Genomic DNA, 25543 nt, shown 5'->3' with positions numbered 1-25543 from the left:
TGTTCGCGCGGCCACTTTCACGAAGCGACAACTTGGCGGTAGCGTCATCCCGGGCACGACGCCGCCACCATGATCATGTGTCGGGCGTGGCCGTTCATCTCAAAGGGAGCTATGGCCAAGGTCGGAATCAGCGACGTCGCGGCGCGAGCCGGCGTCAGCGAGGCCACAGTCAGCCGTGTCATCAACCGGCGCGGGGTGGTCGCGATGGCGACGCGGCGCGTGGTCGAGGAGGCCATCCGCGAACTCGGCTATGAGCGGGGCGCGCAGAGTCAGCTGATCGTCGTGCTGAGCCCGGGGCTGGCCCAGCCGTTCTTCGGGCGCCTCTGCGAGCTGATCGAGGCGGCGCTGGCGTCCCAGGGATTCCGGGCCATAGTGGGGTCGACGACGGTCGGCGGGCTCCAGGAGATCGACTTCATCTCGTCGACCATGGACCTGGGCATTGCCGGCGCGGTCTTCGCTTCGGCGAGCAACACGCTCGTCGGCGCGGACCCGACCGTCTACCAACTGCTCCAGGAGCGCAAGATTCCGGTCGTCTCGGTGAACGGCGTGATCGAGGGTGTGCCGGCGCCGAGCTTCTCGACCAACGACGCGGTGGCGGCGGAGTTCGCGGTGGACCATCTATGGGCCCTGGGCCACCGGGACATCGGGATAATCGTCGGACCAGTGGGGAACCGGCCGAGCGACCGGCGGCTGGCCGGGTTTATCGAGTCGATGACCTCCCGCGGCGCGACGGACCCGCAACGGCTGGTCGTACACCAGGTCTACAGTGTCGAAGGCGGCATGTCGGCCGCGGAGACCCTGCTGGACCGAGGGGTGACCGCCATCGTGGCGGCGAGCGACTACATGGCACTCGGCGCGATCAGGGCCGCCCGCCGCCGCGGGCTCAATGTGCCCGGCGACCTGTCGGTGGTGGGCTACGACGACTCGCAGATCATGGAATTCGTCGAGCCCCCGCTGACGACGGTGCGGCAGCCGATCGAGCGGATCGCGCAGTCGGTGGCGACGGCGATGGTGCACCTGGTCAACCGGGCACAGGTACCGTCGGGCGAGCTTTTGTTCGACCCGGAGTTGATCGTGCGCGCCTCGACAGCGGCTCTGCGCGCCTGACCCGTTCGTCGCACCGGCCGTTCGTCGCACCTGGCACGGGCCCGTCCCGCGCCACCGCCGGCGCGTCGGCACGTCCGGCCGGGAGCGGTCAGGACTGTCGGGCGACTGCAGGACTGCCGGGCGATTGACTGATCCCTGACCAGTTCCATCACCCTTCGGCCATCCCGCAACGGCCCCGCGTGGGCTCATCGCCGCCACAGAGGCGTCCCATAGCGGCCGTTATGTCCCCTATGCCGGTCGGCGCTGCCGGGCTCCGTGCCGACCGACCGATTGTATACCCTCCCACCTGCGCAAATAGGCTCGACGCGACTCCAAACAGGAATGCCATGCAGGTCTATTGACGCAAAAATGACGTGCATGCAACACTGCCTTTCATGAAGAAGGAGTCAGAAACCCGGCAGGCTGCGCCCGTTAGCGGCCATGGTGTATTCGCTGCAGCCCCGATCCAGGCGCGGTCGAGCATGACGGATCTTGTCGACTCTTTCACTTGGGCGTCACAGCGGTCGCGGGAGTGGGTCCAGACCGGGCGCGGAAACGTTCTGCCGAGCTACTGGGCGGGCCTCACCGACCGGCCGATGTTCTATTCGCGCGACCTGTGCCATCAGTTGCTCGGCGCCCACCTACTGGGCCTCGACACCGAGAACCTGACGATGCTGCGTCACTTCGCCGCCTCGGCGAACGAGCGCCGCGGCTGGTATCCGCTGTGGGCGTTCATGTTCGACGGCACGCCGGCCGCGCTGGACTACCACTCCGACGACGACTTCGTGCGTGAGGTCCCCGCGCCGTTCGAGTTGGTGGAGAAGACCGTCGAGCAATACCGCTGGACGCGCGACGAGCGGTACCTGAGCTCTCCCGGGATCGCCGGATTCATCCGCAGCACCATGACGCTGTTCGTCGAGTCCCACAATCCGCTGGGCACCGGGGTCGCCGGTGAGGGCGGCAGCGGCCGGATCTTCGAGGGCACCGCCACGTACAACGAGGTGGAACGCCCCCCGTATCTGCGGGTAGCGGCCGACGGAATCGCCAGTCAGTGGGCGGCGCATTCCGCGCTCGCCGAATACGCCGGTGCGGTCCTGGGCGAGGAGTTCTCCGTCTGGAACGCCGGGCGGGCGACGTCCCTCGAGGCCGAGTTCGCCGGCAACTGGTGGCTGGCGGACCACGGCCACTACACCTCCGGATTCACCACGGAGGGGCCGGTCACCGGATTCGGCCTCGAAAGCACGTGGTTCCCAGCGGTCAAGGGCATCATGCACGGCGACGAGCACGGCGCCGGCCACCTTGATTTTCTGAGCGCCGGTCTGCGCACGACACCCCCTGGCAACATCGAGGCCTTCACCTACCTGCCCGAGGCGTTCCTGCGGTACGGACGCGACGACGAGGCCCTGCACTGGATCCGCTTCCTGGCAGAATCACGGGCCGACTATCCGGAAGTACCGTTCACGCACGTCGCACACATCGCGACGGGCCTGACCGGAATCGAACCCGGAGCGCGGGCGGGAGAAATACACAGTCGTTCCCACATCCCCGCGGACGAGTGGCTGGAGGTTGACGGAATCACCGTCGGCGATTCGGTCATCGGAATTCGTCACGAAGGACGCGAGGCCAGTGAGTTGTGGGTGACCGCGGGCCCGGGTGTCACATGGAGCACCACCTGGCACGACGGGCTCGTGTCCCAGACCCAAGTGCCCTCCGGCGGACGCGTTCGCGTCACCGCCGGCGACACGTCCGCCGTGTCGCCCAAGAAGGATTGAACCCTCGAAGAAAGAAGCAAGGAGCCCCCCGTGTTGAGAAAAACACTGGCAGCCGCCATAGCCGCCGGTTCGCTCGTCTCTCTCGCCGCATGCAGCAGTGGGAACGGGGAGACCGGCAGCAATTCGTCGGCCATCTCGTTCGCCTTCTGGGGCGACAACGCCGAGGCCGCAACGATCAAGAGCATGATCTCCGCCTTCGAGAAGGCCAACCCTTCGATCCAGGTGCAGCCGAACTGGATCCAGAGCGACTACGAGCAGAAGTTGCAGACGTCGATCGCGGGCGGCGCCGCCCCGACCGTCGCCGTGATCTCCAACACCGCGCTCCCGACCTTCGCAAGCGCCTTCAAGCCGGTCACCGTCGACACGAGCGTCTACTACTCGCCCGCAGTCGCCAAGGCCGGCGATGTCGGCGGCACCAACTACGCCGTCCCGTTTGTGGCCAAGAGCAAGGTCATGGCCATCGACAGGACGAGCTTCCAGAAGGCGGGCCTGCCGGTGCCGTCCGGCTCGAAGCCGATGAGCACGCAGGACTTCGTCACCGACGCCGGGAAGATGACCAGCGGTACCGGTTCCGGGAAGATCTACGGGTCGGCGCCCCTGTGGTACGACGGGTGGCTCATGGCCGACGGCGGCTCGTACTACAGCGCCGACGGCAAGCAGTGCACGATGGGCAACGCGGCCGGCGTGCGCGCTGCGGAGACCGTGGTGAACTCGGTCGCGTCGAACGGATTCGCCCCGACGTCCATCGCCATCCAGGGCCAGGACATGATGCAGTGGCTGTCCCAGGGCAAGGTGGGTGCGCTGCCGGACTTCGGTCCGTGGAACATCTCCAAGATCGCCGCGCTGGACACCTCCCGGTTCACCATCGTGCCGATGCCTGGTCTGGGCGAGCCGATGGAGGTCGACAGCCTCGGCATCTCCAAGAGCGCCAACGCCGCCCAGACCACCGCCGCGCAGAAGTTCACCACGTTCATGAGCTCGAATCCGGCCGCCCAGAACCTCATGGCCTCGAAGACCTCGGCGCTCGGCGTGCCGGTGGTCAAGAGCTCCCTCGGCGCCTTCAAGTCCGTCGCCCCGAAGGTGAACCTCCAGGCGTTCGTCGATGCGGTGACCAACGCCGTGACAGTCCCGTACGTCAAGAACAAGGTGCAGATCGAGAGCACCTTCTCGACTGCCCTGGACTCCCGGACCGCCATCGGCACCGGCCACGAGGACCCCGCCAAGGTCCTGCCCCAGCTCCAGGCGAAGTGCCAGTCGATGCTGGACGCGGCCAAGTAGCGATTCCGCACATCATGAGCGGCGCAGAGAAAGAGCACTCGTAATGTCAGACATGGTGCACGGTCTGGAGAATTTCCTGGCCTGGTTCCACCTGGACCAAGGTCTCAGGCCGATCGTCTCCTTCATCATCATGCTGGCGTTCGTCTACGTGATCATCTGCGCCGCTCTGTGGACTGCGGTCCGCAGACGCTGGATCAACCGGAACACCGCGGCATTCTGGCTCTTTGTCTCCCCCTGGATCATCGGGTTCCTCCTGTTCACCGGGGGACCCATGGTCTATTCACTCGTCCTGTCGTTCATGCGCTGGAACCTCATCGACCCGGCGAAGTTCACCGGCCTGTCGAACTACAAACAGGCGCTCAACGATCCGGCCGTGGGCCAGGCCATCAAGGTCACGCTGGTCTACGCGGTCGTCAGCGTTCCGCTCCAGACCGTGCTGTCGCTCGTCGTCGCGCTCCTGATGAACGTGAAAGTCCGCGGCATCCACGTCTTCCGCACGATCTGGTATCTGCCCTCCCTGGTCTCCGGCGTCGCGCAGACGGTGTTGTTCATCTGGGTCTTCAACCCCGATTACGGCCTCGTCAACGGATTCCTGCACCTGTTCGGCATCGAGGGCCCGAAGTGGCTTTTCGACCCCGGCTGGGCGCTGCCGGCCGTCATCATCATGAGCCTGTGGACCGTCGGCGGGAACATGATCATCTATCTCGCCGGTCTCCAGGACATTCCGGCCGATCTGTACGAGGCCGCGGAGATCGACGGCGCCGGCCGGCTGCGCACACTCTGGAACATCACCATCCCGCAGATCAGCCCCGTCATCTTCTTCAACGTGGTCACGGGAATCATCTACGCGATGCAGACCTTCACGCAGGGATTTGTCGTCACCCAGAACGGCGGCGGCCCCTCGAACTCCCTGCTGTTCTATGTCCTGTACCTCTACCAGAACGCTTTCTCGTTCTTCCAGATGGGCTACGCGTCAGCCCTCGCCTGGATTCTCTTCCTCATGATCATGCTACTGACCGCGCTCGTCTTCAGAGGAAGCGGATTCTGGGTGTACTACGAGTCGCAGCGCCCCAAGGAAAGGAGGCGGCGTTTCCGTGTCAAGTGACACCATGACCGGGGCCCCGGCGAACGGGAGCACCCGCAACGAGGAGGAACGCCCGGGGCGGAAGGACGGAACCGCGGCGTCGCGGTACGTCTCCGTCGCCGTTCTGACCGTGGGATCGGTCCTGTTCGCCTACCCCTTCATCTGGATGATCGCGACCGCGTTGCGGACGCAACAGGGGGTCGCCTCCGCCGGCCCGTCGCTCTGGCCCGTGCAGTGGCAGTGGTCGAACTTCTCCTCCGGCCTCAATTCCTTTCCGTTCTGGCACTATTTCGAGAACTCGCTCATCAGCACGCTGATCCCGGTCGTCGCGGTGGTGTACTCGTCGTCCCTGATCGGATTCGCGTTCGCCCGGATCCGGGCGCGCGGAGCCGGTGTGCTGTTCGGCGTCGTCCTCGCCACGCTCCTGCTGCCGCAGGAGGTCACGATCGTCCCGCAGTTCATCCTGTTCAAGAACCTGGACATGATGAACACGCTCTACCCGATCATCGTGCCCACGTTCTTCGGGTCGGCCTTCTTCATCTTCCTCTACCGGCAGTTCTACCTGCGGCTGCCGGAATCGCTGACCGACGCCGCCGTCATCGACGGCGCGGGCTGGTTCCGCATCTGGTTCTCGATCTATCTGCCTCTGTCACGCCCGATCATCATCGCGACCGCGGTCATGCAGTTCATGTCCTACTGGAACAACTTCTTCCAAGCTGCCATCTACATCCAGACGGACCGCTGGAAGACCCTTCCCCTGGCGCTCGCCGGATTCCAGTCGGTGAACGGCACCGACACGCCATTGCTGATGGCCACGACGCTCGTGGTGACTCTGCCGTGCGTCGTGATCTTCTTCTTCGCCCAGCGCCACATCATCGGCGGCATATCGTTCACGGGGAGCAAATGACCGACACCCGATCACCGGCCCCCCTGTCCTTCTGGGTGCCGGGGAACACCAATGCCCGCCCGGAGGAACCCGTCGCTCTGGGCGAGTCCGCGGCGGCGAGAGGACTTCGCCTTCAGGCCACCGACGCGGTCACCGCAACCGTCCGCGAACCGGACGACGGCGTGTGCGAGGTGAGCTTCCGCGCCCACCAGGGGCCGCTCAGCCTCACAGTGGTCCTGCCGGCCGTGGACGCGGTCGCCTGGTGGCGTCCCGGCAGCACCGTCCCGCACGCGACCATCCCGCCGTTGTGGGCGGAGCCGGTCGACACGACCGCGCTGGCCGACATCCCGATCGGGGCGCTCCTGCTGCGCCGGGACCGCACCGGGCTCGTCTACGCCCTCGACGCCGGCGCCTGCCGCACGTCGGTGCGGGCCGGGCTGGTCGAGGAGACCGCCGAGTTCGTCGTCATGGTGACCGTGCACGACCCGGCCCCGCATGACGAGATCAGACTGCTGCTCGACGTCTCCGGCCGGCCGTTCGCACGGGCGGTCCCGGAAACAGGGCGCTGGCTCCAGCGCGGCCGTGGAGTGCGCACGGTTCCGGGCGCGCAGGACGCGGTGCTGTGCACCTGGTACTTCGCACACCAGGAGGTCACCGCTGCCGCGGTGCTGGACCAGGCCGACCGGGCCGTCGCGCTCGGCTTCGGCACGGTCATCGTGGACGACGGCTGGCAGACCATGTCCCGCGCGCGCGGCTACGGGTCCTGCGGCGACTGGGAGGCGGCCCCGGAGAAGTTCCCCGACCCGGCCGGCATGGTGGCGGCGCTGCGCTCGCGCGGGCTGCGCACGATGTGGTGGGTCGGCACGCCGTTCGCCGGGTACGACTCCCGGGCACGCTCGCTCGGTCTGGCGACGATGTACGGCGAGCCGGAGCTCGAAGCGGACGTGCTCGATCCCCGGGACCCGGCCACCCGCCGCTACCTCGTCGAACGGATCCAGGACCTCGTCCTGCGCACCGGAGCGGACGGCCTCAAGCTCGACTTCCTCGAACGATTCGCCAAGGCCGACCCGGACGATCCCCCGTCGCAGTCGCCGGTCGCGGCGACCGCGCGACTGCTTCAGGAGATCGTCGCCGGGATCGAGGCGGCCGGCACCGCGCCGCTGATCGAGTTCCGCGAACCGTACGTCCACCCGGAGATCGGCCGGTTCGCCACGATGCTGCGGGTGGGCGACTGCCCGCTCAGCGCGACCCAGAACCGGGTCGGCATCCTCGATCTGCGCATGGCACGGCCCGGCACGCCGATCCACGGCGACCCCATCATGTGGGCCGAGGACGACGCCGCCGAGCGCGTCGCGCACCATCTGATCAATGCGCTGCCCGGCGTTCCGCAAGTGTCCATGGACCTCATGCGCCTCGGTCGCGCGCAGTCCGAGGCGCTGGAGTTCTGGCTCGGCGTCTGGTCCGAGCACCGCGACACGCTCCTGCACGGTGAACTGGTGCCCGAGCGGCCTGACCTGCTGTACCCGCTGGTGACCGCCCGCGACGCGGGACTCCACTTCGTCTGCCGCTACGCGCCGCACGCGGTGCGCCTTCCGGCGGCGTGGAGCGAACTGTTGATCGCGAATGCGGACGACAGCGCGCCGATCGTGGTCAGCGACGGGGCCCCGGTCGCCGTGCGCGTCGAGATCCGGGACGCCCGCGGCCGCGTCACCCACCAGGCCGACGCCGAACTCGGCGGCGGCGCCTCCATCCTGCCGGTCCCCTCGGGAGGACTGGCCCGGATCAGCCGGACCGGTCCGTCGGCCTGAACCCACGCCGCCCGGCCGATCGTTGCCCGCCGCCGCGCCCACCCACTTCCTCCGGTGGGCGCGGCGGCGGCATGCCGGTCGACGAAGGCCGGCGCAGCCTCCGCCTGTTCTCCGCGTTCCTAAGAGGCCGCGCGGATAGGTGGGGCGGCGGGCGACGCCCCGGCCACGGTCCACGCCGCTGGCGCCCGATCGCCCGATCCCCTCACTCCTCCCCTCCAGTACCGGCGAAAGGCCGCAGCGGAGAGCAGGCGTTCCAAGCGCGGCCTTCCGCTATGGCAGCAGCCTGAGCCTCGAAGACGCCGTCAGCTACGCCCTTCGACTTCTGCGGCGCCTGCCGCGCCCCTCACACTTCGGGGGGCTGCGGTCCCAGGACCGGGTTGGAGAGCGTGCCCACGCCCTCGATCCGGATCTCCACCCGGTCCCCGGGGACCAGCGGTCCGACGCCCGCGGGGCTGCCTGTGAGCAGCACGTCACCCGGTTGCAGGGTGATCCAGCGGGTGACGAAAGCCAGCAGTTCCCCCACGCCGAAGACCATTTCCGAGGTGGAGCCGTCCTGGACCGTCCGGCCGTTGACCAGGGTGCTCAGCCGCAGTGATGCCGGGTCAGCGATCTCGGTCTCGATCCACGGTCCGAGCGGGCAGAAGGTGTCCGCGCTTTTGGCCCTGGCCCACTGTCCGTCCGCGCGCCAGTCGTCCGCGGTGACGTCGTTGGCGCAGGTGTAGCCGAGCACGTAGTCGGCGAACGACGCCGCGGTGACCTCGCGGGCGGTGCGGCCGATCACGACGGCCAGTTCCCCCTCGTACTCCAGCCGCCGCAGCCCCGCAGGGCGGATCACCGCCGCGCCCGGCCCCACCACGGCGTTGGGCGCCTTGAGGAACAACGCCGGCTGAGTGGGCCACGGCCGCTGTTTCTCGGCTATCTGGCCTGCGTAGTTGCTCCCCGCGCACACGATCACTCGTGGGTCGCACGGCGCGAGCAACTCGACCTCGTCCAGGGCCGCGACCCTCGGGCCGGGCCTCGTACGGCCCAGCGGGCCGTCCCCCATGTCATGGACGTACTCGCCCACCAGCGCACCGGCCCCGGTGTGCTCTCCCTTGCGATACCTGACCAACCGCACTGATCATCTCTCCTGTCCGGGCCCTTCGGGGCCCTTGAAGCGTGAACGCCGCGGTACCAGGCCGTCGGGAGCCGACGGCCTGGTACCGCGGGATGTGAACCGTCAGGCGGATCTGACTGCGGGCGCTCCCTCCGTCCCGGCCGTTCCGGGACCGGCTGGCGGGGCGCTCGTGGCCTCGCGCAACCTCTTTCGCAGCGTGAGGACGAGCAGCGCGGCCACAGCGAAGACCAGGCCGAAGAAGACCTGAGTGAGTGCGTATCCACCGCCGCTGATGTCGCTGAGCCATCCGCCGATGTATGGCCCGAAGAAGCCACCGAGGTTGCCGACCCCGTTGATGATGCCGATGCCGGCGCCCGCGGCGGCCACCGGCGTGAGCTTGGTGACTGTCGCCCAGAAGGGTCCATACCAGGCAATCGATGCCGCCGTGCCTACAATCATCGCCCCCAGAACGAGCCATTTCTGTTGAGCCGAGATCAGACCCGCACCGGCGAGAACCACGGCTCCGACACCGAGGACGGCGCACATATGGGTGATGTGCTTGCCGTGACGGTCCGCCGACCGACCGACCAGAATGATCGCGAGGCCGGCGGCAATCTGCGGCAGCATTGCCACAAGACCGACCTTCATATCGGTGTGGAAGGCCGTCTTGAGCACGCTCGGCAACCACATGGAGAGTCCGAGCAGGCCGAGCTGGGTCAACGTGTAGATGAGAGCGAACAGCCACACGATCGGGCTGGTGAACGCAGCCTTGAAACCTCCACGGTTTTTGAGCGGCTCGCCTTCCTCGGTGCGAGATTTCTCGATGTGGTTACGCTCGTTGTCCGACAGCCACTCCGCTTTCGCCGGCGTGTCGCGGATGATGTACAGCCACGCGGCGAGCCCGAAGATGAGTGGGCCGCCGCCCATGATGATGAACATCCAGCGCCAGTCCGCATAGGTCAGGATCAAACCTGCGGACGGCGCGGCGATGATTGCCGCGATCGGTGTGTACAGCTTGAAGATCGAATATGCCCGGCTGCGTTCGGCGAACGGGAACCAGGACCGGATGGTGGACATCAGCGCGGGCTGCACGCCACCCTCGGCGACCCCGAGCAGGAAACGGGCGAGCACGAGTTCGGTGAGGTTGTGGGTAAACCCTGAGGCGACCGCGGCCGCACTCCACAGCACTATCAGAATCGCGACCCACCGCTTTGCGCTCCACCGCTCGGCCATGTAGCCGCCGGGGACCTGAAGCAGTAGATAGCCCCAGAAGAACATGCCGGTCGCGAAGCCCGCTTGAGCCCCGGAGAGATGCATGTCCTTCTGGAGGTGAGGCAAGGCGAAACTGATGTTCGAGCGGTCGATGTAGCAGATCACGTAGATGATGACGATGACCGGAAGGATTCTGGTCCATCGCTTCATTTCGGACCGGCGCCGGACAATGGATTTCTGCGTGGCCAACGACCTACCTCCTTGTAGGTTGTTTTCGCACGGTGGCTGCTCGGCTCTGCGCCGAGCGCCGATTGAAGGCGTCTCCGATGGAATGAGACTCCCATACAGCGGGCAATCGTTCTTTCCGGATATTCCGCTGAATGGTCTTCCGGTGGGATCGAATACCGCATTCGGAAAGATATTTAGCCTGTAGTGCGAAGTCAATACTCCGGTCACGAGCGGCCGGAATATTTTCAGCGTGCCGCCGCAGCCGGGCAGACGATGGAATAGCAAGCGGGCGTGCCGGCCCGGCGAGGATGCTGGTCACCGTGCGCACCTTCGTTGACGTGGCGGAATCAAGCCGGGACGTTCGGGCTAATCAGGCGAATCGAGCGCGGAGCGAATGAGTTCTACCGGGTGACTGGCACGGCGTCTGCCGCCATGGGCAATTTGCTGTCGGCAGGACACTCCGGTGGCCACCAGGACCGTGTCTTCAGAGGCCGCTTTGACGGCTGGGAAGAGGCGGTCATTTCCTACTGTCATCGACACGTCGTAGTGTTCGGATTCAAATCCGAAGGATCCGGCCATGCCGCAACATCCGGCGTCGAGTTCGTCAACCTGGACCCCGGGGATCCGCTTGAGCAGTGCAATGGTCGCGGCAGTGCCCACCTCCGCCTTCTGGTGGCAGTGGCCGTGATAAAGCAGCCTCCGCCCGGCGAGCCAGGAATCCGCGCGCAGCCGCAGCCGGCCGTCGTCAATGGCCTCGCCCAGCAACTCCTCCACCTGCCGTACCCGGCCCGCGACGTCCTTGACCGCCACGTCGTCGGGCAGCAGTGCCAGGTGCTCGTCCCGCAGGGTCATCAGGCAGGACGGTTCGCAGCCCACGATCGGTGAGCCGGGTTCCCCCGTCGCGCTCAGCGAATGGGCGAGCTTGCGCGCCTTGTCCTTGGCGTCGTCGACGAGCCCCTTGGACAGGCTGGACCTGCCGCAGCAGCCGCCGCCCTCCAGTTGGACCTGCCACCCGGCCCGTTCCAGCAATTCGATGGCCGCACGGCCGATATCGGGCTCGGTGAACGTGGTGAATGAGTCGGCGAGGAAGGTGACCGTTCCCTGGGTGACGGGTGGCGCCGGACTCGTACGCCGGCGGAACCAGCGCAGCAGGTTGAGCCGCGCGAACTTCGGCAGCGGCCTCGCCGGCGTGATGCCGACCAGCCGGTCCATCAGCCGGCGCACCCGACGGCTCCGTCCGGGCAGGTTGGACAGCGGTGCTGTCGCCGAGCCCAACCGGTTCAGCAACCGGATCGCGCCGAAGATCCGGGACCGCAGGGGAGTCCCGTGCAGGTCGTGATAGTGCGACAGCGTCTCGCTCTTGAGCGCGGCCATGTCCACGCCGAGCGGACACTCACTCTTGCATGCCTTGCAACCGAGGCACAGATCCAGGATCTCGTGCAGCCGCTCGTCGCCGAGGGCCTCCCGTGGGTCGGGCTGGGACAGCGCCTTGACCAGGGCGTTGGCGCGTCCGCGGGTGGAGTGCTCTTCCTGGCGGGTGGCCATGTACGACGGGCACATGGCGCCGGTGGTGCTTTTGCGGCACAACCCGATGTTCATGCAGCGGTCCGCGGCGTCGCGCATGCCGCCGACCACCTCGAAGTCCAGCCGCGTCCGGAACGGCGTTGCCGGTGGCAGCGCCGGGTCACGCAGGTTGTCCGTCATCGACGGGGCGTCCACGATCTTGCCCGGGTTCATCCGGTCGTCCGGGTCGAAGACATGCTTGACCTGGCGCATGGCCTCGTAGAGCTTGTCGCCGAAGATCTCCCGGTTGAACTCGCTTCTGGCCAGCCCGTCGCCGTGCTCGCTGGAGTTGACGCCGCCGTACTCCCTGACCAGATCCTTGACCTCCTCCGCTACGGCGCGCATCTTCCGCACCTCCGCCGGATCGGTGAGGTCGACGAAGGGGCGGATGTGCAGGCAGCCGACCGAGCAGTGGCCGTAGAAGCCGGCCGTCATGTCGTGGCGGTCCAGCACCGCCTTGAAGCGCTGGGTGTAGTCGGCGAGGTGCACGGGGTCGACCGCGGTGTCCTCCACGAACGCCAGGGGACGGCGCGTGCCGACACTGGCGGCCATCAACAGGCCCAGGCTTGACTTGCGGACCTTGAGCAGGGCCGACTGCTGGTCGGCCGTGACGGCCTGCAGCGTGTGGTAACCGTGGCCGTGGCGTTGCCATAGTGCGGTCACCCGCTGGAGCTGGCCGAGGAGTTGCTGCTCGTCGTCCCCAGTGAAGGTTACGAAGAGCAGTGCCTCGGGGTCGCCTTCGAGGATGGTGCCCAGCGACGCGTACTCGATTTTCTGCCGGGACAGATCAAGGATCGTCCGGTCCATCAGCTCGACGGCCGCCGGATCGCAGGACAGCGCGTCCTCGGTGGCCGCGATGGCGGCGGGCGTCGAGGTGAAGTGCCCGACGGCGATCACCGTCCGGCGTGGCTTGGGCACGAGGTCGACGACGGCCTCGGTGACGACCACGAGCGTGCCCTCGGAGCCGACGACGAACTTCGCCAGGTCGAACGGGCCGTCCCCGAGGAGCCGGTCAAGCCGGTAGCCGCCGGCCCGGCGCCAGAACTTGGGAAATCCCTCAGCGATGGCGGAGGAGTTCGCGCGCACGATCTCCGGCAGCTGTCGGTAGATGCCGCCCTCAAGGGTGGCCGCCTGTGCCCGGCGTGCCCGCTCGGTCTCGTCCACCGGGGCCAGGTGGGCGAAGCCGGCGTCGGAGAGCACCACATCGAGCTCACGCACGTGATCGATGGTCATGCCGTAGCGGACCGATCCGCTGCCGGCCGAGTTGTTTCCGATCATCCCGCCGATCGTGGCGCGGTTGCTGGTCGAGGTGTCCGGGCCGAACATCAGTCCATGCTGTGCGGCCGCCTGATTGAGCTGGTCCTGCACCACACCCGCCTGGACGCGGGCGGTGCGGTTCTCGGCGTCGATCTCCAGGATGCGGTTCATGTGCCGGGACAGGTCCAGCACCAGGCCCGGTCCGATGGTCTGGCCGGCGAGGCTGGTGCCGGCGCCCCGGGGCACCAGCGGCACGCCGGACTCTGCGGCCGCCGTCACCGCGGCCGCCACGTCCCCGGCATGGCGCGGGAACGCCACGCCCACCGGAGTTATCGAGTACATGCTCGCATCCCGCGCGAACAAGTGCCGGGTGTAGTCGTCGAAGGCGACCTCGCCTTGGAGTTCCTGGCGGAGCCTGCGGGCCAGATCCTGACTGGCAACGTTCTCGCTGGTAGGCACGGAGTTGCTGAGCGTGGTCACTGTTCGCTTTCTCCTTCCGATCGTCGCTCCGGGCGATTCACTCGGTGCGCAACAGTTCCAGTGCGGCACCCAGGCCGCCCGGGTCGATCGCCACCCCGGCCAGTTCGAGCCCCATCTGCACGCCGGCGAGGGTTCCGGCCAGGGTCAGGTCGTTGAAGTGACCGAGGTGGCCGATCCGGAAGACCCGCCCCGCGAGTTTGCTGAGGCCGGTACCGAGCGACATGTCGAAGCGGTCCAGGATGATCTGGCGGACCTTGTCCGCGTCGTATTCCTCGCCCAGCAGTACAGCGGTCAGGACACTGGAGTACTCCCGCTCGTCGGCGCACAGCACCTCCAGGCCCCAGCCCCGGACGGCGGCGCGGGTGGCCTGGGCATGGCGGTCATGCCGTGCGAACACGTTGGGCAGGCCCTCCTCTTCGAGCATGAGCAGGGCCTCCCGCAGTCCGTAGAGCATGTTGGTGGCCGGGGTATAGGGGTAGTAGCCGCGCTCGTTGGCCTGAAGGATGGGTGTCCAGTCCCAGTAGGACCGCGGTAGCCGCGCCCGCCCGGCGGCGGCCAGTGCCTTCTCGCTGACTGCGTTGAAGCCGAGGCCGGGAGGCAGCATCAGGCCTTTCTGCGAGCAACTGACGGTGACGTCGACGCCCCACTCCTGGTGCCGGTAGTCGATCGATCCCAGGGAGGAGATCGTGTCGACCAGGAGCAGGGCGGGATGGCCCGCCTCGTCGATGGCCGCACGGATCTGCGGCACACGGCTGGTGACACCGGTGGAGGTCTCGTTGTGGACGACCATCACCGCGGCGATGGAGTGGTTCCTGTCCTCGGCCAGCCGTTCGGCGACAATGTGCGGGTCCACGCCGCGCCGCCAGTCTCCGGGAACGAATTCGACTTCCAGCCCGAGGCCCTCGGCCATCCCGCGCCACAGAGTGGCAAAATGACCGGTTTCGAACGCCAGCACACGGTCGCCGGGGCTCAGAGTGTTGACCAGGGCCGATTCCCATGCCCCGGTCCCGGAGGAGGGAAAGATGATGACGGGACCGCTGGTGCCGAACACCGGCTTGACTCGTTCCAGGACGTCCAGTCCCAGCTCCGCGAAGTCCGGTCCGCGGTGGTCGATGGTGGGTTGCGCGATGGCCCGCAGCACTCGGTCGGGGACGCTGCTGGGTCCGGGGATCTGAAGGAAATGCCGTCCACTGCGAGTGGTCACTGATACTCGTCCTATCTTCCGTGCCGTTTCACGGCACACTGTGCCGTGAAGAGGTACGGTGATGCTAGAATCAGCCAACCGAGGAGTCAATGGATGCGCAATGTCCTGAACACCCTGCAGGTGCTGGAGGAGGTCGCGACGCGACAGCCGATCGGCGTCGGCGAACTGGCACGAGTGCTGGAGATGCCCAAGAGTTCCGTGCAGCGCTCGCTGCAGACCCTCAATGAGGCGGGGTGGATCCGCCCCGCGAGAGGCGAGATCACCCGGTGGGTGGTGACCACCAAGGCGCTTGACGTGGGCCGGCATGCCAGTGGGGATCTCGGCCTGCGCGACGCGGCCGTACCTCTCATGGAGGAGCTGCGCCGGCGTACCGACGAGACGATTCACCTGACGGTTCCCGAGGGGGACAAGATGGTGCTGATCGAGCGGCTGGAGACGGCCAAGGCGGTACGGACCAGCATGGCCCTCGGCCATGCCCTTCCGCTTCACGCCTCCGCCAACGGCAAGGCGGTACTCGCGAACAGCTCTCCCGAGGTGGTCGAGCGCCTGCTTGCCGAGGGACTGCCGCGCTACACCGACACGACGATCACCGATCCTCACCGGCTGCTCGCCGAGCTGGACGCGGTACGCGCACAGGGTTACGCCACCAACAGCGGAGAGTGGCGCTCCGACGTCGGCTCGGTCGCGGCGGCCATCATGGGCGGCGTCGAGGAACCCGTCGCGAGCCTCAGTGTCAACATACCGATGAGCCGCGTGACCGATGAATCCCAATCCATTTTCGGCGCCCTGGTGAGTGAGGCGGCGAAAACCCTCACGGCCCGGCTCGGGTATGTTCCCGACCCCGGCCCGCAGGCACCGGAGTAGAGGAGCCGAGGCCCGTGCCGAACCTGTTCGGATGCCGTATGTAATCACTCAGTCCTTCGCTGCTGCCAGGGGAGTAAACGCAGATGAACGCTGCCGTCGATCGTACGTCCGAGCCCGCCGCCCCGCTTTCCGGCATCCGTGTGCTGGAGATCGGTGCGTTTATGGCGGCGCCCTTTGGCACCATGCAGCTTGCCGACCTCGGGGCCGATGTGATCAAGGTGGAGAATCCGGACGGCGGAGATCCGGTCCGCTTGATAGGCCCATACGTTGCCGGACAGAGTTCCCCGTTCGCCCGCCTCAACCGCAATAAGCGCTCGATCGCGCTGGATATCAAGGCAGAGCGGGGAAAGCGGGTTCTGCGGCAGCTACTGGCCACTGTCGACGTCCTCGTCGAGAACCTGCGGCCAGGGGCTCTCTCGCGGCTGGGTTACGACTACGAGACGGTCCGCGAGATCAATCCGCGGATTATCTACGTGTCCGCGTCCGGTTGGGGTCAAGACGGTCCGCTGGCCACACTCCCGGGGCTGGACATCATGGCGCAGGCTCGCTCGGGGCTGATGAGTATCACGGGCAGCCCGCAAGGTGATCCGGTCAAGGTCGGCGTGCCGATCTGCGACCTCGTGAGCGGGTTGTACGTGGCCATGGCGGTGCTCGGCGCGCTGCGAGCCCGCGACTCGGCCGGGACCGGCCAGTACGTCGACGTCTCACTGTTCGAATCGGGTGTTTCGTTCGCGATCTGGGAGGCCGGCCGCTACTTCGCCACCGGCGAGGTCGCGAAGCCGCTCGGGTCGGCGCACCAGTCGACCGCTCCGTACCAGGCGATCCGCACTGCCGACGGCTGGGTGACGCTGGGCGCGGTCACGCCCACGACGTGGGCCGGCCTGTGTCAGGCGTTTGATCTCACCGAACTGTTGGACGACCCGCGTTACCAGGACGCCCACGAACGGCACGGTCACCGCGGAACATTGATCCCCGCCATCGAGGCGGTGACGTCACAGCGGAAGACCGACGACGTGATCGCCGCGCTCGAATCCGCCGGTGTTCCGTGCGCGCCCATCGCCAACACCGCGCAGGTCTTCAACGATCGACACCTGAACCAGCGCGGGTTCTTCTGGGATGCCCCGCACCCGGTCATGGGCGAGGTACGCCAGATCGGGTCGCCGATGCGGTTCTCGGCGACGCCCGCGGTACGTGGCGCCGCGGGGCCGCTGCTCGGCGCGGACACCGAAGCTGTGCTCGCCGAGTGCGGCTTCGCCCCGGCCACCATCGACGAGCTGATCGGTGCGGGCGTTGTCGCCGTCCCGCCCGGTTCCGGCTCAGCCGAGGCCGGGACGGACACGACCGCCGGCGATACGCCCGCCTGACCCCGGCCCCGGCACTGACCTTGACCCTGACCCTGACCCCGACACTGGTGGAGAAGTGACACATGTCAGATGACCTGCTCGTCTCTCGTGACGGCTCCGTGCTGCGGGTGACCTTCAACCGGCCCGAGCAACGCAACGCCCTGACCTGGCAGATGTACGCAGACCTCGTCGGGGCGTGCGAGCTCGCCGACACCGATGCGGATATACGGGTGATGGTGCTCCGCGGCGCCGGCGACGCCGCTTTTGTCGCCGGCACCGACATCAGCCAGTTCTCCGAGTTCCGCACCGGCGAGGACGGAATCGCTTACGAGCGGAAGATCAGCAGCGTCGTGGACCGGCTGGCGAGCGTCCGTGTGCCCACCGTGGCGGCGATTTCCGGCTTCTGTGTCGGAGGAGGACTGGCGCTCGCGGCCGTGTGCGACATACGCGTCGCGACGCCATCCGCGCGCTTCGGTGTCCCCATCGCCCGCACGCTCGGCAACTGCCTGGCCATGAGCACGTACTCGCTGCTTGTCGGCCATCTGGGCCAGGCACGTACCCTGGATATGCTGCTACGGGCGCGGTTGTTCACCGGCGAGGAAATGCACGCCGTCGGTTTCGTGGCCGAGCTGTGCGGCGAGGCCGAGCTGGACGCTTGCACAAGCAGCGTCGTCGACCGGTTGTCAGCCCACGCACCGCTGACCATGTGGGCGGCCAAGGAATCGGTGCGGCGGCTCCGGCAGGCCAACACACCCAACGGCGATGACATCGTGCGCACTGTTTATGGCAGCGAGGACTTCCACCATGGTGTTGCGAGTTTCGTCGCCAAGCGGAAACCGCGATGGCTGGGCAGGTAACCGACTCGCCGGCGCCAGTGTCGTGCAGGCAAATGGGCTGTGCCAAGCCCGATCCGGGCTTCTTCGGCGACAGCCGGCACGGGCAGCGGAATCGGCGGCCTGCTCAGGGCCGCGGCGCTGCGGTCATCCCGCGTTGGTGGAGAACAGTCCGCCGGTCGGGCCCTGTTTGTCGCCGCCCTGGGCCTTCTTGAGCGCGTTCGCCAGGCCCTCGATGGTCATGGACTGGAGGATGACCCGGCCGTTGCCCTCCAGAGTGGCCAGGGAGAGTCCCTCGCCGCCGAAGACCGCGTTCATGATGCCCTGGCGGTTAAGGCCGCCGATGCGCTGGACCCCGTACTGGATACCTTCCTCGAAGGCGACGATGCAGCCGGTGTCGACCTCGATCCGGCCGCCGAAATCCGCTGGGTTGAGGTCGATGAAATTGCCCGCGCCCGCGATGATGACGGTGCCCCGGCCGGTGAACTTCTCCAGGATGAAGCCCTCGCCGCCGCTGCGGCCGGTCCGGCCGCCCTGGAAGGCGATGCCGAATTCGACGGTCGACTCGGCGGCGACGAAGGCGTCCTTCTCCGCGAACCATGCCCGGGTGCCCTCCAGTTCCAGGGCTCTCATCTCGCCGGGCAGCACCCCGGCGAAGCCGACGGTGCCCTCGCCGCCGGTCGAGGTGAAGTACTGGAAGGCCAGACTCTCCCCCGCCAGGGCCCGCTGGCCGACCTGCATCGCGGTGCCCATCGCCTGGCGCAGCATGCCGCCCATGCCTCCGGCGCCGCCGCCCTGGCCGTTTTGCGGCTGGCCGCCGCCCGGTCCGCCGAGGCGGGTGTCCATGGTGACGTTGGTGGTCTTGAAAAGGAATTTCCCGGCCTCGCAGTAGACGGTCTGGCCGGGCTGGAGGGTGCAGACGGCCATCTGCATGGCATTGCCGACGATCTGCTGTTGCAGGGTCACCGCGGGACTCCTTGACGAGGGGGGCTTGCTGCCTCCTCAACGAGCGGCCTGGACGATTCGGTTCCGGTCAAGCCCAAGGCGCGGTTCAGCGCAAGGCGTGCCACCGTGCGGCGAGCCGGTCGGCGCCCGCGTCCGTCAGCGAGCCGTGCAGGCGCAGCCGCGCGACGCCGCCGTCGGGGTAGATGTCGAGCCGGACATGCGTCACCGGACGCTCGCCATGGGTGCCGGTGAGGAAACGGTGGACGGTGTCCGGCTGGAGAGGGGTGCGGGGCAGGATCTCGAACCACTCATCGGAGTCGGAACCGGCATCGTCGGAACCGGCATCGTCGCGGCCCTGGAGCGATGCCCAGCCGGGGGCGTTGCCCTTGTAGCAGCCGGTGTCGATCTCGATGGCGCGGATCAGTCCCTGCTCGGCGAGCCGGTAGCTGATCCAGTCGTTGCTCTTGTCGCGGCGGCGGCGGGTCTCCCAGCCGTTGTCCATCTGCTGGGACCGGCCCGGCAGGATCGTGTGGACGGGCGGGGAGTAGAAGCGGTCGGAGGCGTCCTGTGCCGATCCTCCGTTCTCCAGTGCCAGGAGGTCGAAGGTGCCCAGGGCGGCGAGCCACGCCGGGTCGGGGACGGCCTCGCCGTGGACACGGAGCCGGGCGACGCCGCCGTCGGGGTACTGGCTGAGCCGCAGGTGGGTGAAGCGGCGTTCCACCGCGACCTCGAATCCGTTGGCGGCGTGGCCGCCCACGGGGGTACGGGAGACGATCTCCGTCCACTCGGTACCGTCGGCGAGCAGGTCCGCCGGGCCGGCCGAGGCGGAGGCGGCGGTCGCCTCGATACGCACCTGCTGCGGATAGTTGCCGCGGAAGTGCGCCGTGTCGACGACGATGCCGCGGATGACGCCCGGCGCGCCCAGCCGGATCAGCGCCCAGTCGTGGTCGGCGTCGGCCGGATGCGGGTCGTCGGCCGCGATGCCGCGCCGCCGGCGGGTCTCCCAGCCGTCCATGACCTTGCCCCTGTGGCCGAAATCGTGCGGGTCGAAGACGGCGGCGCCGGGGGTGAGCAGATTCTCCCGGTCGGCGAAGAACTCGTCGTTGGCGGCGATCACCCCGCCGCCGAGCCGCCGGTCGGCGAGGTCGGTGAGATGACTGAAGGGCAGCTCGCCGCTCCGGTAGTCCGCGTAAGGGTCCCCGCCGGGGTAGGGCCGTGCGTCGCCGGTGTAGCGGGCGGTCTGCGTCACGGTCTGTGTCATGCGGCGTTCCCTTCGACAGCGGCGGTGATCAGGCGTCCGGCGGGCGGCGACACGGTCCCCCGGTGGGCGATCCGCTCGCCGCGCAGCCAGGTGCTGCGTACGACGCCGTGGAGGGTGCGGCCCGCGTAGGCCGTGACCTGGTTGCGGTGGTGAAGCTCCGCCGGGACGACCGTGAAGGTCTCCTCCGGCGCGAGGACCGCGAAGTCCGCGTCGTAGCCGACCGCGATGGCGCCCTTCGTCCGCAGTCCGGCGAGCCGGGCCGGGGCCTCGGCCATCCAGCGCACCACGTCCTCCAGGCTACGGCCGCGTCTGCGGGCCTCCGTCCAGATCGCCGGCAGGCCGAGCTGGAGCGAGGAGATACCGCCCCAGGCCTGGCCGAAGTCGCCGGTGTCGAAGCGCTTGAGGTCGGCGGTGCAGGGCGAGTGGTCGGAGACCACGCAGTCGACGGTGCCGTCGAAAAGCCCCTCCCAGAGCGTGTCCTGGTTGGCGGCCTCGCGGATCGGCGGGCAGCACTTGAACTCCGTCGCCCCGTCCGGGACCTCCTCCGCGGTCAGGGTGAGGTAGTGCGGGCAGGTCTCGGCGGTGATCCGTACGCCCTCGCGCTTGGCGGCGGCGACCAGCGGCAGCGCGTCCGCCGACGACAGATGCAGTACGTGCACCCGGGTGCCGAGGCGCTTGGCCAGGGCGATCAGGCCCTCGATCGCGGCATTCTCGGCGGCGCGCGGCCGGGAGGCCAGGAAGCCGGCGTAGGCCCGGCCCTCGGGCGGCGGGGCGGCGTCGATGAGCCGGGGGTCCTCGGCGTGCACGATCAGCAGCCCGTCGAAGCGGCCTATCTCCGTCATCGCGTCCTCCAGCTCATCGGCCGCGAGCTGCGGGAACTCCTCCACGCCGGAGTGCAGCAGAAAGCACTTGAAGCCGAAGACCCCCGCCTCGTGCAGCGGCTTGAGGTCCTTTACGTTCCCGGGGACGGCTCCGCCCCAGAACCCGACGTCGGTGTGCACCCTGCCGAGCGCGGTGGCCCGCTTGACCGCCAGATGTTCGGTGGTCGTGGTCGGCGGGACGCTGTTGAGCGGCATGTCGATGAGGGTCGTGACGCCCCCTGCCGCCGCCGCGCGGGTGGCTGTCTCGAAGCCCTCCCACTCCGTGCGGCCGGGGTCGTTGATGTGGACGTGCGTGTCGACCAGGCCGGGCAGCAGCGCGTCGTCACCGAGTTCGACGACCTCCGTCCCCGCCGGGAGCTCCGCGTCGTACGGCCATACGGCGGCGATCCGGCCGCCCGCGACCGCCACGGCCGCGGGGCGGAGCCCTTCGGGGGTGACGACCCGCGTCGAGCGCAGGACGGTGTCGACGGTACCGACTGCGTCGGGCATGCACGACCTCCCATTTCAACGTTCCGTTGAAGAATGTGCCCTGTGTCCCTCACGGCGTCAAGAGTCTGCCCGCCTGCGGCGCGCTTCTCCCGTCCACCCGTCCCCGGCCGCCCGGGATCCCGGTCAAAGTGGTCGACCACCAGGTCACGGCCATTGCTGCCGGTAGGCTGCCCGGCAGTCAGCGCAAACCGCCAGGGGAGGAACGACGTGTCGTCAGACCGTGCAGGGGGCGTCCAGTCCATCGAACGTGCCTTCGACCTGCTTGAGCGGATGGCCGACGCGGGCGGCGAGATCGGGCTCAGCGAGCTCTCCGCCGGCAGTGGGCTGCCGCTGCCCACCATTCACCGCCTCGTGCGCACCCTCGTCGACTGCGGCTACGTACGACAGCAGCCCAACCGCCGCTACGCCCTCGGCCCCCGCCTCATCCGGCTCGGCGAAGGCGCCTCCCGCCTCCTCGGCACCTGGGCCCGGCCCTACCTCGCCGAGCTCGTCGAAGCCACCGGCGAGACCGCCAACATGGCGCTCCTCGACGGCGACGAGGTGGTCTATGTGGCGCAGGCGCCCTCCCGGCACTCCATGCGGATGTTCACCGAGGTCGGCCGGCGCGTGCTGCCGCACTCCGCCGGCGTGGGCAAGGCCCTCCTCGCCCAGCTGCCGCCCACGGAGGTTCGATCCCTGCTGGCCCGCACCGGGATGCCCGCCGCTACGGTCAAGACCATCACCGATCCCGACGCCTTCCTGACCGAGCTGGACCGGATCCGTACCCTCGGCTACGCCATCGACGACAACGAGCAGGAAGTCGGTGTCCGCTGCCTCGCCGTCACCGTCCCCGACTCCCCGACCGCCGCCGCGATCTCCGTCTCCGGTCCGGCCGGCCGCCTCACCGATACCGCGACCGAGAAGATCGTGCCCGTCCTCCAGGACACCGCCCGCCGCCTCTCCGCCGCGCTCACGGCGCAGGGCACCTGAGGGCAAGGAGAGGCGGCACCGCAGAGGTCAGTCCTCGGCGAAGGGGGCGCCGCCGAAGAGTTCGACGGCACGACGGACGTCGGTGAGGGCGGCGCCCAGGGCGCTGACGGAGCCGAGGGCGCCGACTATGACCAGGAGGGAGCGGCTCAGCTGCTCGGTCTCGGGCACGCCCAGGGTGAGTTCGGCAGCGAGCGCGACGATTGTCTCTTCCGCGATGCCACGATCTGGTAAGTCGGCCCGGTATCCGGCCAGTTCGCGATGAAGTCTTGCCACGGCGGCGCGCAGCGCCTCCACTCTCGGGTCCACGCCGCCCCCGTCGTACAGCGCCGCGCTGGCGGCCGTCCGCGCGGCTTCACCGCCCCGGTCCTTCACCACAGAATATCCCCCACAGCTATGCCCTCGGCAGGTGCCGTTCTTGTGCGCTTCCCATGAAGATGCGCGAGCAGCACAGTAAACGCGACAGAGCGCTCCCTTCGCCATACAGAGAGCGAAAAAAGTAGCCGGAACTTGGGTAGCCACAAGAGGATTTGCCGACAATCGGGCCCCTCCCGGGGTATCCAGGAGGCATGACAGCATACGCGGCACACACAACGCCCACAACGGCGGACGGCGGCCCGCTCCTGGTCGCCGGGCTGCTGCTCGCGGCGGGCGGCGGGCGGCGGCTGGGCGGGCGGCCCAAGGCGCTGCTGGACTACGCAGGGCGGCCCCTGGTCGAGCACGCGGCGCTCGCCCTGCGCGACGGCGGGTGCGGGCCGGTGCAGGTGGTGCTTGGGGCGGCAGCGGCCGACGTAAGGGAAAGGGCGAGGCTGGAGGCGTACCGGGTGGCGGTGAATTCCGGCTGGGCCGACGGCATGGGCTCCTCGCTGCGTGCCGGGCTGGAGGCGCTGGCCGACACGGGAGCGCGGGCGGTGGTGGTGGCGCTGGTGGACCAGCCGGGCGTCGGGGCGGCCGCGGTGGCGCGGATGGTGGCGGCGTACCGGGGGCCGGGGAGTCTGGCGGCGGCCTCGTACGAGGGGAAGCGTGGCCATCCGGTGCTGTTCGGGAGGGAGAGGTGGGCGGAGATCGCGGCGCGTGCGGTGGGGGACCAGGGGGCACGTTCGTATCTGAAGCTGCACGAGAGCGAGATGACGCTTGTGGAATGCGGGGACATCGGGGGGCCCGCGGATATCGATACCCCCGAGGATCTGCACCTGCTCCGTGACGGTGCGTCGGACCCACCGAGCACTACAAAATGTTGAACTTCCGCATTGCAGAAACTATGCTCCACAAAAAGAGCTGAAGCTCAAGGGTTAGAGGAGAGTGACTGTCGTGTCCGCAACGTCCGCAACCGTTACCGACGATGCGCCCGCCGTCGAGCGCTCCGCAGAAGTACTGACCCCCGAAGCCCTCGCCTTCCTCGCCGAGCTGCACCGCCGCTTCGCCCCCCGCCGCGCGGAGCTGCTGGCCCGCCGCCATGAGCGCCGCGCGGAGATCGCCCGCACCGGCACCCTGGACTTCCTCGCGGACACCGCCCAAGTACGCGAGGACCCCGACTGGCGGGTCGCCCCGGCCCCGGCGGCGCTCGATGACCGCCGGGTGGAGATCACCGGCCCCACCGACCGCAAGATGACGGTCAACGCGCTCAACTCCGGCGCGAAGATCTGGCTCGCCGACTTCGAGGACGCCTCCGCCCCCACCTGGGAGAATGTCATCGGCGGCCAGCGCAACCTGATCGACGCCTATGAGCGGCGTATCGACTTCTCGACCCCAGAGGGCAAGTCCTACGCCCTCAAGGACGAGGCTGAGCTCGCCACCGTCGTCATGCGGCCCCGTGGCTGGCACCTCGACGAGCGCCATCTCACCGTCGACGGCGAGCCCGTCCCCGGCGGTCTGGTCGACTTCGGGCTCTACTTCTTCCACAACGCACGGCGCCTGCTCGCCAAGGGCAAGGGCCCGTACTTCTACCTCCCCAAGACCGAGTCGCACCTCGAAGCGCGCCTGTGGAACGACGTCTTCGTCTTCTCCCAGGACTACCTCGGCGTGGAGCAGGGCACCATCCGCGCCACCGTCCTCATCGAGACGATCACCGCCGCCTTCGAGATGGAGGAGATCCTCTACGAGCTGCGCGACCACGCCTCCGGGCTCAACGCCGGCCGCTGGGACTACCTCTTCTCCATCATCAAGAACTTCCGCGACGGCGGCGAGAAGTTCGTCCTCCCCGACCGCAACGCGATCACCATGACCGCTCCCTTCATGCGCGCCTACACCGAGCTCCTGGTCCGCACCTGCCACAAGCGCGGCGCCCACGCCATCGGCGGCATGGCCGCCTTCATTCCCTCCCGCCGCGACGCCGAGGTCAATGCCGTGGCCTTCGAGAAGGTCAAGGCCGACAAGGACCGCGAGGCCTCCGACGGCTTCGACGGCTCCTGGGTCGCCCACCCCGACCTCGTCCCCATCGCCCGCGCCTCCTTCGACGCCGTCCTCGGCGACCGGCCCAACCAGAAGGACCGCCTCCGCGAGGACGTCCACGTCTGCGCCGGCCAGCTGATCGCCATCGACTCCCTCGACGCCCGCCCGACGTACGAGGGCCTGCGCAACGCCGTCCAGGTCGGCATCCGCTACATCGAGGCCTGGTTGCGCGGCCTCGGCGCCGTCGCGATCTTCAACCTGATGGAGGACGCTGCCACCGCCGAGATCTCCCGCTCCCAGATCTGGCAGTGGATCAACGCCGGGGTGGTCTTCGCCGACAACGGCGAGAAGGCCACCGCGGACCTCGTCCGCCGGCTCGCCGCCGAAGAGCTGGCCGCGGTCCGCGCCGAGACCGGCGAGGCGGCCTTCGCGGCCGGAAAGTGGCAGCAGGCTCATGACCTGCTACTGAAGACCGCTCTCGACGAGGAGTACGTCGACTTCCTGACTCTCCCGGCGTATGAGCTGCTCGGCTGAGCGCGGGGTCGGCCGAGCGGGGGCGGCCGAGCATCCCCGACGACCATTGGGAACACTTCTTCGATCACTTCGAGTACGTACT

General features: G+C 68.3%; 20 protein-coding genes. 12 read left to right on the top strand and 8 right to left on the bottom strand.

The annotated features are described in order from the left end of the window. The first annotated feature begins 111 nt into the window (after positions 1-111). From FCI23_RS13855 to FCI23_RS58245, 6 genes are all read left to right on the top strand, one after another. The gene (locus tag FCI23_RS13855; RefSeq protein ID WP_136723872.1) at positions 112-1107 is read left to right on the top strand and encodes a LacI family DNA-binding transcriptional regulator; all 996 of its coding nucleotides are present in this window, start codon (positions 112-114) and stop codon (positions 1105-1107) included. A gap of 461 nt (positions 1108-1568) precedes the next feature. Further along, positions 1569-2858, top strand: coding sequence for a hypothetical protein (locus FCI23_RS13850; protein WP_136723870.1), 1290 nt, complete (start codon positions 1569-1571; stop codon positions 2856-2858). A gap of 33 nt (positions 2859-2891) precedes the next feature. Beyond that, complete coding sequence (locus FCI23_RS13845; protein ID WP_136723868.1) at positions 2892-4136, top strand: ABC transporter substrate-binding protein; 1245 nt, start codon at positions 2892-2894, stop codon at positions 4134-4136. 43 nt (positions 4137-4179) lie between these two features. Continuing rightward, complete coding sequence (locus FCI23_RS13840; RefSeq protein ID WP_211265318.1) at positions 4180-5241, top strand: carbohydrate ABC transporter permease; 1062 nt, start codon at positions 4180-4182, stop codon at positions 5239-5241. Further along, the gene (locus FCI23_RS13835) at positions 5231-6127 is read left to right on the top strand and encodes a carbohydrate ABC transporter permease (RefSeq protein WP_136723866.1); all 897 of its coding nucleotides are present in this window, start codon (positions 5231-5233) and stop codon (positions 6125-6127) included. Before FCI23_RS13840 ends, FCI23_RS13835 begins: the two co-directional genes overlap by 11 nt. Continuing rightward, on the top strand, positions 6124-7914 hold the full coding sequence (locus FCI23_RS58245; RefSeq protein ID WP_136723864.1) for a TIM-barrel domain-containing protein: 1791 nt from the start codon (positions 6124-6126) through the stop codon (positions 7912-7914). The genes FCI23_RS13835 and FCI23_RS58245 overlap by 4 nt, the downstream gene beginning before the upstream one ends. 343 nt (positions 7915-8257) lie before the next feature. Here the strand turns inward: FCI23_RS58245 and FCI23_RS13825 are convergent, their stop codons facing one another. The 4 genes from FCI23_RS13825 to FCI23_RS13810 form a co-directional block, all read right to left on the bottom strand. After that, positions 8258-9031, bottom strand: coding sequence for a fumarylacetoacetate hydrolase family protein (locus FCI23_RS13825; protein ID WP_136723862.1), 774 nt, complete (start codon positions 9029-9031; stop codon positions 8258-8260). 102 nt (positions 9032-9133) lie between these two features. After that, positions 9134-10471 carry an MFS transporter gene (locus tag FCI23_RS13820; RefSeq protein ID WP_136723860.1) on the bottom strand — a complete coding sequence of 446 codons (1338 nt, stop codon included), beginning with the start codon at positions 10469-10471 and terminating at the stop codon, positions 9134-9136. A 345-nt stretch (positions 10472-10816) separates the two neighbouring features. Then, positions 10817-13750, bottom strand: a complete 2934-nt coding sequence (locus tag FCI23_RS13815) for an FAD-binding and (Fe-S)-binding domain-containing protein (protein ID WP_246143691.1) — start codon at positions 13748-13750, stop codon at positions 10817-10819. Positions 13751-13787: 37 nt separating this feature from the next. Next, on the bottom strand, positions 13788-14954 hold the full coding sequence (locus tag FCI23_RS13810; RefSeq protein ID WP_136723859.1) for a pyridoxal-phosphate-dependent aminotransferase family protein: 1167 nt from the start codon (positions 14952-14954) through the stop codon (positions 13788-13790). Positions 14955-15047: 93 nt separating this feature from the next. Here FCI23_RS13810 and FCI23_RS13805 point away from each other — a divergent pair, with 93 nt between their 5' ends. From FCI23_RS13805 to FCI23_RS13795, 3 genes are all read left to right on the top strand, one after another. After that, positions 15048-15818: an IclR family transcriptional regulator gene (locus tag FCI23_RS13805; protein ID WP_136723857.1), complete on the top strand. Its 771-nt coding sequence runs from the start codon at positions 15048-15050 to the stop codon at positions 15816-15818. An 83-nt stretch (positions 15819-15901) separates the two neighbouring features. Next, on the top strand, positions 15902-17182 hold the full coding sequence (locus tag FCI23_RS13800) for a CaiB/BaiF CoA transferase family protein (RefSeq protein ID WP_136723855.1): 1281 nt from the start codon (positions 15902-15904) through the stop codon (positions 17180-17182). A 62-nt stretch (positions 17183-17244) separates the two neighbouring features. Continuing rightward, on the top strand, positions 17245-18018 hold the full coding sequence (locus tag FCI23_RS13795) for an enoyl-CoA hydratase/isomerase family protein (protein ID WP_136723853.1): 774 nt from the start codon (positions 17245-17247) through the stop codon (positions 18016-18018). Positions 18019-18141: 123 nt separating this feature from the next. Here FCI23_RS13795 and FCI23_RS13790 read toward each other — a convergent pair whose 3' ends face one another. The 3 genes from FCI23_RS13790 to allB all read right to left on the bottom strand — a co-directional run bounded on the left by FCI23_RS13790 (position 18142) and on the right by allB (position 21570). Further along, positions 18142-18960: an AIM24 family protein gene (locus FCI23_RS13790; RefSeq protein ID WP_136723851.1), complete on the bottom strand. Its 819-nt coding sequence runs from the start codon at positions 18958-18960 to the stop codon at positions 18142-18144. Positions 18961-19045: 85 nt separating this feature from the next. After that, entirely contained in the window at positions 19046-20200 is a 1155-nt protein-coding gene (gene alc / locus FCI23_RS13785) for an allantoicase (protein WP_211265317.1), read from the bottom strand. Beyond that, positions 20197-21570 carry an allantoinase AllB gene (allB, locus tag FCI23_RS13780; protein ID WP_136723849.1) on the bottom strand — a complete coding sequence of 458 codons (1374 nt, stop codon included), beginning with the start codon at positions 21568-21570 and terminating at the stop codon, positions 20197-20199. Before allB ends, alc begins: the two co-directional genes overlap by 4 nt. A gap of 207 nt (positions 21571-21777) precedes the next feature. Between allB and FCI23_RS13775 the strand changes: the two genes are divergently transcribed. After that, entirely contained in the window at positions 21778-22539 is a 762-nt protein-coding gene (locus FCI23_RS13775; protein WP_136723847.1) for an IclR family transcriptional regulator, read from the top strand. 27 nt (positions 22540-22566) lie between these two features. Here the strand turns inward: FCI23_RS13775 and FCI23_RS13770 are convergent, their stop codons facing one another. After that, complete coding sequence (locus FCI23_RS13770) at positions 22567-22914, bottom strand: DUF5955 family protein (protein WP_407645956.1); 348 nt, start codon at positions 22912-22914, stop codon at positions 22567-22569. A 191-nt stretch (positions 22915-23105) separates the two neighbouring features. Between FCI23_RS13770 and FCI23_RS13765 the strand changes: the two genes are divergently transcribed. Then, positions 23106-23777, top strand: coding sequence for a nucleotidyltransferase family protein (locus tag FCI23_RS13765; protein ID WP_136723845.1), 672 nt, complete (start codon positions 23106-23108; stop codon positions 23775-23777). Positions 23778-23847: 70 nt separating this feature from the next. Next, complete coding sequence (aceB, locus tag FCI23_RS13760; protein ID WP_136723843.1) at positions 23848-25461, top strand: malate synthase A; 1614 nt, start codon at positions 23848-23850, stop codon at positions 25459-25461. Positions 25462-25543 lie beyond the last annotated feature (82 nt).

This window comes from Actinacidiphila oryziradicis, assembly GCF_005047355.1.
Classification (GTDB): Bacteria; Actinomycetota; Actinomycetes; order Streptomycetales; family Streptomycetaceae; genus Actinacidiphila; species Actinacidiphila oryziradicis.
This window is presented reverse-complemented; position numbering and strand designations above follow the sequence as displayed.

Bases quoted from the DNA above. Each gene is read 5' to 3' on its own strand.
- FCI23_RS13855 (WP_136723872.1), top strand. From the start codon at position 112: ATGGCCAAGGTCGGAATCAGCGACGTCGCGGCGCGAGCCGGCGTCAGC.
- FCI23_RS13850 (WP_136723870.1), top strand. From the start codon at position 1,569: ATGACGGATCTTGTCGACTCTTTCACTTGGGCGTCACAGCGGTCGCGG.
- FCI23_RS13840 (WP_211265318.1), top strand. From the start codon at position 4,180: ATGTCAGACATGGTGCACGGTCTGGAGAATTTCCTGGCCTGGTTCCAC.
- FCI23_RS58245 (WP_136723864.1), top strand. From the start codon at position 6,124: ATGACCGACACCCGATCACCGGCCCCCCTGTCCTTCTGGGTGCCGGGG.
- FCI23_RS13805 (WP_136723857.1), top strand. From the start codon at position 15,048: ATGCGCAATGTCCTGAACACCCTGCAGGTGCTGGAGGAGGTCGCGACG.
- FCI23_RS13800 (WP_136723855.1), top strand. From the start codon at position 15,902: ATGAACGCTGCCGTCGATCGTACGTCCGAGCCCGCCGCCCCGCTTTCC.
- FCI23_RS13795 (WP_136723853.1), top strand. From the start codon at position 17,245: ATGTCAGATGACCTGCTCGTCTCTCGTGACGGCTCCGTGCTGCGGGTG.
- alc (WP_211265317.1), bottom strand. From the start codon at position 20,200: ATGACACAGACCGTGACGCAGACCGCCCGCTACACCGGCGACGCACGG.
- allB (WP_136723849.1), bottom strand. From the start codon at position 21,570: ATGCCCGACGCAGTCGGTACCGTCGACACCGTCCTGCGCTCGACGCGG.
- FCI23_RS13765 (WP_136723845.1), top strand. From the start codon at position 23,106: ATGACAGCATACGCGGCACACACAACGCCCACAACGGCGGACGGCGGC.